The 14,134-nt window shown below is 65.4% G+C and carries 13 protein-coding genes; 3 read left to right on the forward strand and 10 right to left on the reverse strand.

Annotated features, from left to right (window positions below; genetic code table 11):
* Position 1 precedes the first annotated feature (1 nt).
* The 5 genes from pilV to ACTPOI_RS04815 form a co-directional block, all read right to left on the reverse strand.
* Positions 2 to 538: a type IV pilus modification protein PilV gene (pilV, locus tag ACTPOI_RS04795; protein WP_440106932.1), complete on the reverse strand. Its 537-nt coding sequence runs from the start codon at positions 536 to 538 to the stop codon at positions 2 to 4.
* The gene (locus ACTPOI_RS04800) at positions 535 to 1,029 is read right to left on the reverse strand and encodes a GspH/FimT family pseudopilin (protein ID WP_440106934.1); all 495 of its coding nucleotides are present in this window, start codon (positions 1,027 to 1,029) and stop codon (positions 535 to 537) included. The genes pilV and ACTPOI_RS04800 overlap by 4 nt, the downstream gene beginning before the upstream one ends.
* 13 nt (positions 1,030 to 1,042) lie before the next feature.
* Positions 1,043 to 1,465, reverse strand: a complete 423-nt coding sequence (locus ACTPOI_RS04805; protein ID WP_440106936.1) for a type IV pilin protein — start codon at positions 1,463 to 1,465, stop codon at positions 1,043 to 1,045.
* A gap of 665 nt (positions 1,466 to 2,130) precedes the next feature.
* Positions 2,131 to 2,820 (reverse strand): glutathione S-transferase family protein, encoded by a 690-nt coding sequence (locus tag ACTPOI_RS04810; protein ID WP_440106938.1) that lies wholly within the window; start codon positions 2,818 to 2,820, stop codon positions 2,131 to 2,133.
* Between the two features lie 128 nt (positions 2,821 to 2,948).
* Positions 2,949 to 3,521: a 5-formyltetrahydrofolate cyclo-ligase gene (locus ACTPOI_RS04815; protein WP_069104671.1), complete on the reverse strand. Its 573-nt coding sequence runs from the start codon at positions 3,519 to 3,521 to the stop codon at positions 2,949 to 2,951.
* Between the two features lie 14 nt (positions 3,522 to 3,535).
* On the opposite strand from ACTPOI_RS04815, the gene ACTPOI_RS04820 reads away from it, so the two are divergent.
* Positions 3,536 to 5,521 (forward strand): transglycosylase SLT domain-containing protein, encoded by a 1,986-nt coding sequence (locus tag ACTPOI_RS04820; RefSeq protein ID WP_440106940.1) that lies wholly within the window; start codon positions 3,536 to 3,538, stop codon positions 5,519 to 5,521.
* 104 nt (positions 5,522 to 5,625) lie between these two features.
* Positions 5,626 to 6,210 carry a DUF4124 domain-containing protein gene (locus tag ACTPOI_RS04825; protein ID WP_440106942.1) on the forward strand — a complete coding sequence of 195 codons (585 nt, stop codon included), beginning with the start codon at positions 5,626 to 5,628 and terminating at the stop codon, positions 6,208 to 6,210.
* Positions 6,211 to 6,252: 42 nt separating this feature from the next.
* On the opposite strand, the gene ACTPOI_RS04830 is transcribed toward ACTPOI_RS04825, so the two are convergent.
* The 3 genes from ACTPOI_RS04830 to ACTPOI_RS04840 all read right to left on the reverse strand — a co-directional run bounded on the left by ACTPOI_RS04830 (position 6,253) and on the right by ACTPOI_RS04840 (position 9,975).
* Complete coding sequence (locus ACTPOI_RS04830; RefSeq protein ID WP_440106944.1) at positions 6,253 to 7,194, reverse strand: MBL fold metallo-hydrolase; 942 nt, start codon at positions 7,192 to 7,194, stop codon at positions 6,253 to 6,255.
* Between the two features lie 174 nt (positions 7,195 to 7,368).
* Positions 7,369 to 9,054: an AMP-binding protein gene (locus tag ACTPOI_RS04835; RefSeq protein WP_440106946.1), complete on the reverse strand. Its 1,686-nt coding sequence runs from the start codon at positions 9,052 to 9,054 to the stop codon at positions 7,369 to 7,371.
* A gap of 165 nt (positions 9,055 to 9,219) precedes the next feature.
* Entirely contained in the window at positions 9,220 to 9,975 is a 756-nt protein-coding gene (locus tag ACTPOI_RS04840; protein ID WP_440106948.1) for an FFLEELY motif protein, read from the reverse strand.
* A 126-nt stretch (positions 9,976 to 10,101) separates the two neighbouring features.
* On the opposite strand from ACTPOI_RS04840, the gene ACTPOI_RS04845 reads away from it, so the two are divergent.
* On the forward strand, positions 10,102 to 11,001 hold the full coding sequence (locus tag ACTPOI_RS04845) for an esterase/lipase family protein (protein ID WP_440106950.1): 900 nt from the start codon (positions 10,102 to 10,104) through the stop codon (positions 10,999 to 11,001).
* A gap of 1,035 nt (positions 11,002 to 12,036) precedes the next feature.
* On the opposite strand, the gene phhA is transcribed toward ACTPOI_RS04845, so the two are convergent.
* Both phhA and hppD read right to left on the reverse strand, forming a co-directional pair.
* The gene (gene phhA, locus ACTPOI_RS04850) at positions 12,037 to 12,894 is read right to left on the reverse strand and encodes a phenylalanine 4-monooxygenase (protein WP_440106952.1); all 858 of its coding nucleotides are present in this window, start codon (positions 12,892 to 12,894) and stop codon (positions 12,037 to 12,039) included.
* 14 nt (positions 12,895 to 12,908) lie between these two features.
* Entirely contained in the window at positions 12,909 to 14,027 is a 1,119-nt protein-coding gene (gene hppD / locus ACTPOI_RS04855) for a 4-hydroxyphenylpyruvate dioxygenase (protein WP_440106954.1), read from the reverse strand.
* Between the last annotated feature and the right edge of the window lie 107 nt (positions 14,028 to 14,134).

The following is a 14,134-nucleotide window of genomic DNA, read 5'->3' on the forward strand; positions in this document are numbered from 1 at the left end:
ATCAGGGCGCATTGCCAAGCCTCGCGATCTGGACCACCACCGAGACGACGCGGCGGGTGTCTTCGCGGGCATACGTATCCCTCCCGCAGCTGGCGGCGGGTGAGCCTGTCGCTTGCAGACCCTGCCAGGCCAGCGCAACCAGGTACTGATCGGATGCCGGGCTGGAGATGCAACCGCGTGCATTGGCAACGGCCCCGACGAGCGCGTTGCCTTCCTTCTCTCCAGCGCCGAGGATGGACTGACGCCAGGCACAAACGTCCTGCTGGGCCCGGACGGTTGAGTTCGCGCAGAAGCTGGGTTCTGCGGCGCCAACGTTCTCGACGATGTACATGGCTGCGTTGCCTGGATTCAGACGCAGGCGCTCGGCCATGTCGTTCACCAGGATGAGGGCCTGGGACCGCTGGTAGCCTTCAAGGTTGGCAACGGCGGTGCGACCTTGCAGCCCCACGAAGCCGAGCACGCCAAAAGCAACGATCAGCATGGAAACCAGCGATTCGATGAGGGCAGCACCGCGCTGCGAACGGCAAAGGGGCTTCATGACGGGCACGCGTCGGTTGAGTTTCTGGGCCTGCCCGACGGATCGAGGGACACGCAGCGCAGCGCCTTGCCTCTGCTGTCTACCATCGAGAAACGAGCCACGGTCGTGGCGTTGGCAACGCGCCCGTTCCGGTCAAAGGCGATGGAAGAAGGTCCCGTGAGCACCACGCCACTGCCCAGACGGTCTTTTTGTGTGAGCACGTCGAGTTCGGCCGTCACAGTCCAGCCCGCGTCCCAGCGGCCCGTGCCGTTATTGGCGCTCCGGGTGAGGGTGACGGGGCCTCCTCGCTTGAGCGCCTCACTGCGCGCGAACGAGAGGTCGGCCATCAAATCAAAGGCCGCCGCCCGAATGCGCTGCGCCTCCAGCAGAGAACGAAACGACGGCGCGGCCAGCCCCATCAAGACCGCCATAACCATGACAACAAATATCAGTTCTATCAAAGTCAGCCCCTGCTGATGTTTGGCTGGGAAAGGGTGAAATTGATGAGACATCGTTTTTTCCGAATTACCAGCAACCCGTCTGGGTAACGCCGTCTTTCGCCGCCGCCTTGATGCCTGTTTGTGTGATGGAAAGAGTGCCGCACTTGTCTTTGGTCTGATCGTTCTGGGGAGTCGCTGTTGCTGTGAAGGCCGGGGGGGTGCTGTTCGGTGCGCTTACAGAAATAGCGTAGAAGCCGGGTACCTGTGCAGGTAGGCTGAACGATGGCAGGGCGGAGATTGTGGACGCGTAAGTGCGCGCATCCAGCAGGCGTTGCTGCTGCAGGTTGGCCAGATGCATGAGGACGGACTGCGCCTCTGCGCGGCGCGACTTCCGTACTTGGTCCATGTACGAGGGGTAAGCAACAGCCGCGAAGATGCCCATGACAGTCACCACTAACATCAGCTCTATCAACGAAAAACCGCCAATAAGCGTTGGGCGACGTTGCATTTAAGTTGTTTCTATCATTGAAACAACATCTTACGTTGGATATGCGAAGGCTGGAAGGGATGGCGAAGGAAAACCTTGCAAGCAGTGCGGCCTGATCGCCACGAACGGGGTCTCGGGCACTTGCAGTCGTGGTCCTATGCACGAGGACACTGGACACTTGAAAGCGCGGGTCAGCGCGTTGATTGCGCCGCCCCTTATGAGTTTGTGCGGGGCGTACAGCGTATGGCTACGCGCCCGTGCCGATGCTCGCGTTCACGCCATTCAGCGAGTTTCGATCGGTCGACCGTGGGCGATGGAACGCGCGCTACGCGACGTGCCACCGTCCGTGAATCCATGGGGTCTGCGGACAGGTAAAGACATCCGAGCCCAGCGAGCGCGATTCTCGGTTCCCATCGGTTTCGAAACCCGCCTGAGCTCGCAGAGCAAGACCTCTACTTTGGCAAGAAACAAGTGCGGGTCGAAAGATCTGCTGTGGCCGACGCTCAACACGGCTCGCCGCCCGCAAGGGCGCAAAGGGCATGGCCTGCTTGGACAAACAAGTGTCTCGGTGGCCGGCGGCTGGTGAGGGCAGGACGGGATTCCAGGCGCCCCATGCCATGTGTTCAAGAAGCCAGAGCGACGCGATCTGCCCCGCTGCGATACGCGCCGCCGCAGTTCCGGGCCGTTCAGTCCGCGGCGCTCAGCCGGTAGGGCTCTTCAAAGTCCAGAAAGTCCTTTTCCGCCAGCGCCTCATCGATCCAGGCCTTCACACCGGGCAGCGCGCGCACGCGGTCCACGTAGGCCGCGATATGCGGTGGCAGCGGCAGGGCGTAGGTGGCCAGGCGCATGCACACCGGCGCAAAGTACGCGTCGGCCACGGTGAACTCGCCGAACAGCATGGGGCCGCCGTGCTCGTGCAGCAGCGCGCTCCACATGTCGACCAGGCGCTGCACATCGGCGCGCACGCCCGCCTTGTCGCGCCAGATCAGGGCGCCAGTTCCGGGCAGGCTGGCCTCGATGTTCATGGGGCAGTTGCCGCGCAGGGCCGTGAAGCCGCTGTGCATTTCGGCGCAGATGCTGCGGGCGCGGGCGCGCGCCTTGCGGTCGGCGGGCCACAGCTGCTTGTCGGGCCAGGTTTCTGCCACGTACTCGGCAATGGCAAGCGTGTCCCACACCACCAGATCACCATCGACCAGTACCGGCACCTTGCCCGTGGGATTGACGGAGCCGATGGCGCGCTTGAATTCCGAGTCGGCGTCAAAGCTGTCAAAGCGCACCATGACTTCGTCGAACGGGATACCTGCCTGACGCAGCAGCACCCACGGGCGCATGGACCAGGATGAATAGTTTTTGTTGCCGATGTAGAGCTTGGGCATGGGGCACCTGTTCAGAGCAATGAAGCCTCCATGCTAGCGGCAACCCCCGGCGTGAGCGATGCCGATGCGCGGGCCGATTGATGCGTGCTGCGCATCACCCACCGTGCAGTGCCGCGGCGGGTGCAGCCTCAAAAAGGCCAGACCACGCCGTTGTCGTTCAGGATCGCGTCGAGGGGCAGGTCGTGTTCCCCGGGCTCGAACTCATCGAGGTAGCCGTGGGTGAAGCCCAGCCCCACCGTGAACGGCTTGGGCTGCAGCGTGGCCAGCGTGCGGTCGTAAAAACCGCCGCCGTAGCCCAGCCGGTAGCCCCCGGCGGCGTACCCTACGCAGGGCACAAACAGCAGTGTGGGCACGATGACCTCGGTGTCCTTGGGCTTGGGGATGCCGTAGGCGTCTTCCTCCATGGGGCAGCCGGGGTACCAGGCGTGGAAGGTCAGGGTCTTGTGCAGCTTGTTGACCACCGGCAGGCCGATGCGGCGGCGCTGGGGCTCGTCCAGCAGCTCGCCGTCTTCCTTCCAGCGGTGCAGGGCGGGCAAGGGGTCGAACTCGCCCTTGATGGGCCAGTAGGCGCCGATTACCGTGTCGGGCCGGTTGATGAGCCAGATGCGCATGACCTGCTGCAACAGGTCGGAACGCTGCAGGCGGTCGGGCAGGTTCAAACGTTCTTCTACCAACGCGCGCCGAAGGGCTGCTTTGTCCATCAGATAATTCCCCCATGCATTTGCTCAGAGCGATTTTGACACCCCTTGTTGCAGCCACGGTTCTGGCTGCTGCCGCGCCCCTTGTCATGGCGCAAAACCGGGGCGACGAGACCTTGCTGGAGATGCAGCAGGCGTTCCGCAAGGGCGACCGCAAGAGGCTCGAACAGCTGCTGCCCGCTGCCCGCGGCCACGCGCTGGAGCCCTGGGCTGCGTATTGGGAACTGCGGGCGCGCCTGTCCGAAGCATCCCCGCAGGAAATCCAGGGCTTTTTGCAGCGCTACGCAGGTACGTACCAGGAAGACCGCCTGCGCAACGACTGGCTGCTGCTGCTGGGCCAGCGCCGCGACTGGCCGCGCTTTGCCGAACAGCACCCGCTGTTCCGCATGTCGGACGACCGCGAGGTGCGCTGCTATGCACTGCTCATCGATCAGATCAAGGGCACGGCGCCCGCCACCGTGGCCGAGGATGTGCGCAGCAACTGGTACGCCCAGCGCGATGCGGATGACGGCTGCACCCATGCGGCAGGCGAGCTTTACAGCTACAAGCTGCTGGCGCCGCTGGACATCTGGCGCAAGGCGCGCCTGGCGGCCGAGGCCAATCGCCCGCGCGCGATGCGCGCTGCGGTCGAAATCGTCTCAACCGATGCGCTGCCCCAGCTCAAGGACGTGCTGGATTCGCCCACCAAATACCTGCTCTCGCGCACCACGGCCCGAGGCACGGTGCGTCAGGAGCTGGTCACGCTGGCGCTGGTCCGGTTGGCCACCAGCGATGCCGACAACGCCGCGCAGCAGCTCGACAGCAAGTGGGGCGTGCACCTGTCGCCTGAAGAGCGCAACTGGGTGTGGGGCGTGATCGGCAAGAACGCCGCGCAAAAGCTCAGCGCCAGTGCAGCGGGCTACTTTGCCAACATCACCCGGGACAGCGATCTCAACGACGATCTGCTGGGCTGGAAGGTGCGCGCCGCGTTGCGTGCTGGTCAGTGGAGGGTGGTGGGCAAGGCGATTGACGCCATGAGCCCGCAGGCGCGGCAGGACAGCACCTGGGCGTACTGGAAGGCGCGCTCGCTGCTGGCGGGCAAGCCCGGCGATGCAGACCGCGCCGAGGCGACGAAGCTGCTGGAGGCCATCGCCGGCACCCAAGGCTTTTACGAGCAGCTGGCACTGGAAGAGCTGGGCCAGCGCATCACCACGCCGCCCGCCCCAGCGCCGCTCACCGCCGAAGAGAAGGCCGCTGCGCGCGCCAACCCCGGGCTCAACCGTGCCCTGTACGCCATCTTGCTGGGCTTGCGCGCTGATGGCGTTCGCGAGTGGAACTACACCACCAACCTGCACCAGAGCGGCGGCATGCCCGAGCGCGAACTGCTGGCCGCGGCCGACTTTGCCTGCCAGCGCGAGGTGTGGGACCGCTGCATCAACACCAGCGAGCGCACCAAGGGCGTCATCGATGCATCGCAGCGCTTTCCCACACCTTTTCGCCGCAGCGTCGTCGAGCGTGCGCAGGCCATCGGGCTCGACCCGGCCTACGTTTATGGCCTGATCCGCCAGGAAAGCCGCTTCATCATGGATGCGCGCTCGCATGTGGGGGCCTCGGGCCTCATGCAGGTGATGCCCGCCACAGCCCGCTGGACGGCCAAGAAGATCGGTCTGAACAACTTCACACCTGACCAGATCAACGACCGCGAGACCAACATCACCATCGGCACGGCGTACCTCAAGCTGGCGCTCGATGATTTTGCGGGCTCGATGCCGCTGGCCGCAGCCGCCTACAACGCCGGCCCGGGTCGCCCGCGCAACTGGCGCAACGGCCCTGTGCTGGAGGCCGCCATCTGGGCCGAGAACGTGCCCTTTGCCGAAACCCGCGACTACGTGAAGAAGGTGCTGGCCAACACCACCAACTACGCAGCCATCCTCACCGGCCAGCCGCAGTCGCTCAAGGCGCGGCTGGGCACGGTGGGCCCGCGCGATGCCGCGCAGCCTGAGGTCAACAAGGATCTGCCCTGAGGCCGCGGCGGCCGCTGGCTCGGGTGTGCTACTAAAATAATAGCTGAAGGTGCAAATGCGAAAAGCACTACAGCCCGGTTTGATCTGAAAATGAGGGAGATGCCATGAAAAGACTGACCGCAATGGCCAGGTTTGCGCTGGTGGGTGTGGGGCTCGTGTTCGCCATGGGCGCGCAGGCACAGCCGGTCTACAAATGGGTGGATGCCGACGGCAAGACGCACTACGGTTCGCAGCCACCCCCGACCGCCCCCGAGGCCGCCCCCTTGAAGATCCAGAGCACCAACGGAACCGGCAGTTCCGGCAACAGCAAGGCCTCTGCGGGCAAAACCCAGCAGTACAACGCCGATGGCACCAAGAAGGTGTCCAAGGATGTCGAGGAGTTCGGCGAAGGCCTGAAGAAGTCGCTGGGCACGGTGGACAGCAAGCAGGTGCCGCTCAACTGCAGCGTGGCGGTGGACAACATCCACCACCAGGCCGACCTGATGCTGGAGGTGGGGCAAAAGAACGTGCGGGACGGCTACATGACGCAGGCCTCGTTCGACAGCACCGCACCCAAGATCCGTGAGGCCAAGGGCAAATACAGCGTGGCGGACTGCCAGGGTGCCAGCGGCAACAAGAAGAGCTTCTACCAGTGCATGTCCAGCAGCCGCAACCATGTGACCGGTTGCGACAAGCAGTACAAGCACTGACCTGCCCCCGTCCCCGTGCTACCCGCGCAGTGCGCAGGTGCCTCAGGCGTTGTGCAGCACGTCGCCCTGGCGCACCGCGGCCCCTGACCGCACCAGCTCACCCGCCAGGCTGCCCAGCCACTCGGGCTCGGGCTGGTCGCCAAAATGGCGCTCTCGCAGCATCCCGAAGTACGGGGTGGCGGCCGCCCAGGCCGACAGGTCGGCCATGCTGATCTGCTGCCACTCGAGCAGCTTGTACTTGAGCAACACCTTGGCGGCATACAGCGCGTGTTTCTCGGGGTTGCGCACAAAGCCGTCGAGCCGGCGGCGCGCCACCTCCAGCGCCCGCGGCGCGTCGGCAAACACGGCACCGTGCCCCGGAATGACCACCGAAGGCGAGAGCCTTTCGATCAGGTCGAGCGTGGCCGCGACCTCGGCAAAGGCGCGGTCGCCCTCCAGTTCGGGGAACACCACACCAAAGCCGTTTTCCCACAGCGCATCGGCCGAAATCATGAGGCGTGCGCGGGGCTCGAACAGCACCACCGAATGCGGGTCGTGCCCCGGCGCGGCATGCACCTGCCAGGGCTTGTCGCCCAGCAGCACGCATGAGCCAGGTTCCAGCACCGTGTCGAAGCGAAAAGGTGGGCATTCCTGGCCCGTGGGGGTGTAGCTCAGGGCATAGGGGTCCCAGTGGCGCACATGGGTCGCCTGGCCGGGGGGGATGGCTGTGCGCAGGGCGGGCCAGGCCCGCTGCAGGGCCGCGTTGCCGCCGCAGTGGTCGCTGTGCAGGTGGGTGTTGAGAACCCGGTCCAGCGGGCGGTCGCCCAGGCAGGCGCGCACCAGTTCGACCGTCTGGTCTGCATGGCTGCAGTAGCCGGTATCGACCAGCGCCGTATCGCGCTGGCCGGTGAAGAGGATGTTGTTGGCCGACAGCCAGCCCCGCTCCAGTACGGTGATCTCTGGCGGCAGCAGCGTGTGGGCGGGGGAAGGTGACATGGCGGGCATGGGCAATAACGCTGTCGCAGTCGACGGGGCAGTGGCGGCCCGCGGGCAATCCACGGGCCTGCGCGGGGTCAGCCTACCCCAGCCCGAAGGTGGCCGGCGTCCTCCAAAACCCGTACCCCGCAAGATGGGGGCGGGCGGGCGCAGCACGGCGTGCGTGCGCCCTGCCCGCGGGGGCTACTTCTGGGTGCGCAGTTCGCGCCGCAGGATCTTGCCCACGTTGCTCTTGGGCAGCTCGTCGCGGAACTCGATGTACTTGGGCCGCTTGTAGCCGGTGAGGTTCTGCTGGCAGTAGTTGGCCACTTCGTCCTCGGTCAGGGCCGGGTCGCTCTTGATGATGAACACCTTGATCGCCTCGCCCTGCTTCTCGTCGGGGATGCCGATGGCCGCGCATTCGACCACGCCAGGGCACAGGCTGATGACCTGCTCGAGCTCGTTGGGGAACACGTTGAAGCCGCTCACCAGGATCATGTCTTTCTTGCGGTCGATGATGCGGGTGTAGCCCTGCGGGTCCATGATGCCGATGTCACCCGTGCGCATGAAGCCGTCGGCCGTGAAGGCCTTGGCGTTTTCTTCGGGCTGGTTGTAGTAGCCCGTCATCACGTTGGGGCCGCGGATGCAGATCTCGCCCGGCTCGCCCTGGGGCACGCTGTTGCCGTCATCGTCCTTGATGGCAATGTCGATGCTGGGCAGCGGCAGGCCGATGTTGCCGCTGAAGGTGGTGCTGATGACCGGGTTGTTGGTGCCGATGGCACAGGTCTCGCTCATGCCCCAGCCTTCGATCATGGTGCTGCCCGTGGCTTTTTGCCAGGCCTTGGCCGTGCCCTCGCTGGCGGCCATGCCGCCGGCCTGCGACACGCACAGGTGCGAGAAGTCCAGCGTCTTGAACTGCGGGTTCAGCAGCAGCGCGTTGAACAGCGTGTTCACCGCGGGCAGCATGTGAAATGGGCGCTTTTTCAGCTCGGCAATGAACTTGGGGATGTCGCGCGGGTTGGGGATCAGCGTGAGGCTGGAGCCCTGGCGGATGGCGAGCAGGCACAGCGTGAGCGCAAAGATGTGATACAGCGGCAGCGCGGCAATGGAGTTGGCCTTGCTCAGGTCGCCTACCTTCGAGAGGGCGGGCGAGAACCACGCCTCGGCCTGCAGCGTGGCGGCGACGATGTTGCGGTGGGTCAGCACCGCACCCTTGGACAGCCCGGTGGTACCGCCCGTGTACTGCAGGAACGCGATGGAGTCGAGCGTGGCCTGGCTGGGCGACAGCGACTTGCCTTCGCCCATTGCCAGCGCCTTCTTGAAGGTGACGACCTTGCGCCCGCCCGACAGGGGCAGTTCGTACGCAGGCACCATCTTGGCCAGGTGGCGCACGGCGAAGGTGATCCATTGGCCGTACCAGAAGCCCAGCAGGTCGCCCATCGAGGCCATCACCACATGCTTGACGGCGGTGCGGTCCACCACGTCAGACAGGGTGTGCGCAAAGTTTTCCAGGATGACGATGGCGGTGGCGCCCGAATCCTTGAGCTGGTGCTCCAGCTCGCGTGCGGTGTACAGCGGGTTGACGTTGACGCAGGTGTAGCCGGCGCGCAGCACGGCGGCCATGGTCACGCCGAACTGCGGGATGTTGGGCAGCATGATCGCCACGCGCGCGCCCGGCTCCAGGCCCAGGCTCTGCAGGTAGGCGCCGAGCGCAGCCGAGCGGCGTTCCAGCTCGCCATAGCTCATCCATTGGTCCATGCAGACCGAAAACGGGCTGCTGGCGTGTTTGCGGAAGGACTCTTCCAGCAGATGGGCCACGGAGCGGTATTGCTCGGGCTGCACTTCGTGCGGTACGCCCGGGGGGTAGCTCTTGAGCCAGATCTTTTCCATGCGCTTGTTCCTTGTGCTCGCTCGTTTCAGGGGAATACGGGGCCAGTGGCGGCCTTTTCCAGGGCCACCGCAGCCGGGCCACTGTCAGCGAACGCGGGCAGCACTGAGGTGCGCTGCCCGGCCGCCGGTGGGCCACAGATTGTGGAAGCGCGGGGCCCCGCGCGGTTACCGGGCTTGTCCTAGGGTGGCGGCCAGTTGCGTCCCGCAAGTGACAGGGGCTGCATCGAACAGGCTGGCAATGAGCGCCGACTCGCGCTGCTCGATCATCTGCAAAAACCGCTCGACCGCACCGCGCTGGCGCGCCAGCTGGCCAAAGGTGTCAAACCCTGCCTCCAGAAACTGCTGCAGCGCCCCCATGCCCGCCGCATGGGCGGGGCCGCGCATCATCCGCAGCATCATGCGCAGGCCGGGCGTTCGGGTCAGCCGCGCCAGGTCGGTGCCCATGGCCAGCACGCGTTGCAGTTGCTGCTCGCGGGCGTGGCGCTGGCCCACCTGCCGCCATGCGGCCACGTAGCGCGCTGCGGCGTCGTGGGTGTCCGTGGCGGCAGCGGGTGTGGCTGGTGCCCAGGCGCGGCCCATGTCCTGGTCCAGTCCCTCGGTCTGCGCATGTAGCACGGCCAGCGCCACGGCCGTGGCCACCACGGGCTGCGGAAACACCGTCTGCAGCGTGCCGGCGATGCGGCTGAACTGCTGGTCGCGGTCGGTGTAGTCGGCGTCGCTGTACAGCTCTTCCAGAAAGAACCGGGTGGCTGGCCCGAACGCGGGCGACACCATCAGGTCGGCATACGTGCCGCGAAACCGCGTTGCCTGCAGCGCCTTGACCCGGCCCACGGCCTCGCCCAGTGCCGGGTCGCCCCGGCGGTGCAGGCGCATGGCGTTCACATCGGCAATGCTGTCGCGGATGGTCTGGGCGGCATCCATGGGGCGGGTTCTCCTGAGGCGGTGGCGCGGGCGGAACAATGAAGGCTGGCGCCGCACAATGGCGTGGCGGACGGCTTCGCTGTCGCAGTCTGCCAAATTACATCATCCCCACCGGGCACCTCCACCATGATCGCGCGCTGGCAACAAACCCTTTTTTTCATCCACTGGCTGGGCGTGGCCGCCTGGCTGGTCTGGCAGTGGCCGCAGTCGCCCGTGCGGGCGTTGGCCGGTGCGCTGGTGCCGCTGGCGGTCTTTGTGCTGGTGATGACGGTGGAATTTGCCCTGATGCACCACGCCAACCGGCGCGACCCCGCGCCCCGGGCCCGGCTGGCCCAGGTGGTGGCGGCCTGGTGGGCCGAGCTGCGCGTGGCGCTGCTGGTGTTCGGCTGGCGCCAGCCGTTTCGCCACCGGGCGATACCCGACTGGCTGCCGCCAGCGCCCACCGGCCAGCGTGGCGTGGTGCTGGTGCACGGGTTCATGTGCAACCGCGGCCTGTGGCTGCCCTGGCTGCCGCTGCTGCGCGAGCGGGGGCATACCCACATTGCAGTCAACCTGGAGCCGCCGATGGGCTCCATTGACGACTATGCCCACATCATCGACGCAGCCGTGCAGCGCGTGGCCACTGCCACCGGCATGCCGCCCGTGCTGCTGTGCCACAGCATGGGCGGGCTGGCGGCCCGTGCGTGGCTGCGTGCGCACCCGGACGCCCAGGCGCGCGTGCACCGGGTGCTGACGCTGGGCACGCCCCACGGCGGTACGTGGCTGGGGCGCTTCAGTACGGCGGTGAACGGGCGTCAGATGAGTCTGGCGGGGGATTGGGTGGTGGCGCTGCAGCGCTCAGAACCGCAGGTGCTGGCGGGCAAGTTCGTGTGCTGGTTTTCCAGCTGCGACAACATCGTGTTCCCTGCGAGCACGGCCACGTTGGTGGGGGCAGATAACCGGCTGGTGCAGGGGGTGGCGCATGTGGAGATGGCGCTGGATGGGGGGGTGATGCGGGCGTGTCTGGAGGAGGTGGGGCGGGGGTGATTTTGGGTCGAATCGGGCTGTAGTCCAGGTTTTTTAATGTCTGGTTGCTATTGTTTTTGATGGTTGGCGCTTGGCGTCGGGTGTGGTGTTTGATCTGTTTGGGCTGAGTCTGTCTCGGCTTCGTTTGATGTGGCGACCGCATGCCTGTGTTCAGGGCGGGAGCCGGGAGTCGCCCGGCAAGGGAGTAACTTTCTTTTGGCTCGCCAAAAGAAAGTAAGCAAAGAAAAGGCGACCCTCAGTCTGCGACCCCTTCGCGGTGCGAAGGGGCAGACCTGCGCCGGTGCGGTTGCGGGGTGCGCCGCGGAACTCGCTGTGCTGCTGCGCAGCGCCGCTCGGACAGCCGCGGCGAGTCAGATCACGAAGCAGCCGCGCACTTGCGCGACTGCCACCCCGCAACCGCCCCGGCGCAGGCGCAGCCAGAAGGGGGTGGGGGCCAAACAACCGAACAGCCACACGGGTCGTCGCTGCGCTCGACCCGGCATCGGCCACGCCCAGCGCGAGGCGCCTGCGCCCACGAAATGGGGCCGAGCGAAGCAAAGGCCCGAACGGATGTCCGCTCCCCCTCCCCTCTGTATGCGCCGAGGAGCGCAGGGTTTGGCGGATCAGGGCTCGCGATTGTCTGAGCGAAGCGAGTTCGAGCGAGACCCCGCCAAACCCGAGCACCGCAGGTTGCCCCGGCGCGCAGCGCCGGGGACGCAGACAGCGGGGTCGCCTTTTCTTTGGTGACTTTCTTTTGGCGACCCAAAAGAAAGTTACTCGCACGCCGGGCGACTCCCGGCCTCCGCCCTCAACTCAACCACGCGGTAGCCATCGCCAAGCCAGGTTTCGACAAGCTCAGCCCGAACGGCTGGGAGTGCGCTTCAGTTTCAACAAGCTCAGCCCGAACAGACGACTGGGCGCAGCAATCCACGCGCCCAGTCTCCGCAGCAGTAACCTGCACTGCACTAGTCCCCAACCCAACTCAAGAAAATGCTATAAATAAAATAGCAATACAGGCAAATAAATCAAGCGCTACAGCCCGATTTGGTACAAAAATCAAGCGGCAACGACCACCCCATCCCGCTCATCCGCCGCAAACTCCGGCAGCCCCTGCAGCTCCTCATAAATCGGCGCAAAGTCCGCCGCCGTCATGTCAAACAGCTGCTCAAAACTGTCGATCACAAAGTACGTCTGCTGGTACGTATCGATCTTGTAGCGCGTGCGCATGGTGCGTGCCAGCGCCAGCGGAATCCGCTGCGGTTCAGGGCTTTGCACCGAATACGCCAGCTCCCCGGCAGAACTCAAAATGCCCGCGCCATACGCCCGCAACCCACCCGCCTCGCGGATCAGGCCGAATTCGATCGTGTACCAGTACAGGCGGCTGAGCATCTCGCACGCGCCCAGGCCCTGGGCCTTCAGCCCGCCCTGGCCGTAGCGCTGCACATAGTCGGCAAACACCGGGTTGAACAGCAGCGGCACATGGCCGAACAGGTCGTGAAAGATGTCGGGCTCGACGATGTAGTCGAACTCCTCGGGCTTTCGGATCCAGTCCGTCACCGGGAACTTGCGGTTGGCCAGCAGGGTGAAAAACGGCACCTCGGGGATCAGCCCCGGCACGCCCACCAGCTCCCAGCCGGTGGCCTTTTGCAGGCGCTCGTTCACCTTTTCAAAGCGCGGAATCCGGTCGCTCGCGCCCAGCGAGGGCAGGGCCTGGATGAAGGCCTCGCTCGCCAGGCCGGGCAGCAATGCACGCTGGCGCTCGTACAGGCGGCGGTAAGTGTCGTGGTCGGCTTCGGTGTAGGCCGCAAAGTTCTGCGGGCAGGTGTAGTCGGCACTGGCGCGGCTGTAGTCGCCGCGGGGCGGGCGCTCGCTGGCGCCATACACGACAGGTTTGACAACCGGTTCGGTGGCCATGGCGTCTGCTCCGTTTACTTCGTGGTGTCGAGCACGCCGCGGGCGATCTGGTCCCGCTCCAGCGATTCGAACAGCGCCTTGAAGTTGCCTTCGCCAAAGCCATCGCGGTAGTCGCCCTTGCGCTGGATGAATTCAAAGAACACGGGGCCCAGCATGGGGGTCGAGAAGATCTGCAGCAGCAGACGCGGCGTGCCGTCGGCCGTGGTGCCGTCGAGCAGAATGCCGCGCGACTGCAGCTCGCCCACGGGTTGGCCGTGGCCGGGCAGGCGGGTTTCGAGCATCTGGTAGTAGATGTCGTTGGGCGCCGGGGCGGTGGGCACACCGGCCAGGCCCAGTTTGTCCACGGTGGCCAGGATGTCGTCGCAGATCAGCGCGATGTGCTGGATGCCTTCGCCGTTGAACTGCATCAAAAACTCTTCGATCTGCCCGCCGCCCTGCTTGGACTCTTCGTTCAGCGGGATGCGGATCTTGCCGTCGGGCGCGGTCATGGCTTTGGAGGTCAGGCCCGTGTATTCGCCCTGGATGTCGAAGTAGCGGATCTCGCGGAAGCCGAACAGCTTTTCATAAAAGCCTGCCCAGAAGCCCATGCGGCCGCGGTACACGTTGTGCGTGAGGTGGTCGATTTCGTTCAGGCCATGGCCCGCGGGGCGGCGGTCCACGCCTTCGATGAATTCAAAGTCGATGTCGTAGATCGACTTGCCGTCTTCAAAGCGGTCGATCAGGTACAGGGGCGCGCCGCCAATGCCCTTGATGGCAGGCAGGCGCAGCTCCATGGGGCCGGTAGGGATCTCGATGGGCTGGGCGCCCAGCTCCAGCGCGCGCTTGTAGGCCTTGTGCGCGTCTTTTACGCGAAACGCCAGGCCGCAGGCCGAGGGACCATGCTCGGCGCCAAAGTAGGCCGCCTGGCTGTGGGGCTCGCGGTTGATGATGAAGTTGATGCCGTTCTGGCGGTACAGCACCACGTCCTTGGAGCGGTGGCGAGCCACCAGCGTGAAGCCCAGCTTTTCAAATACGTTTTCGAGCACACCGGGCGTGGGCGAGGTGAATTCGACAAACTCGAACCCCATCAGGCCCATGGGGTTGTCCCAGGCTTCGATCTGGGCGGCGGCTTGTTGCGGCAGGGCGGCGGTCATGGGGTTGTCTCCGGCATTCGTGATGGATGGATGAATGTCTCGGACTTTAGGCGCGGCCTGCCTCATGTTTTGGGCGAAATCAAGAGCCTTCGGGTGCTGATTTGCAG

The sequence above is a fragment of the Acidovorax sp. BL-A-41-H1 genome, from assembly GCF_051942715.1.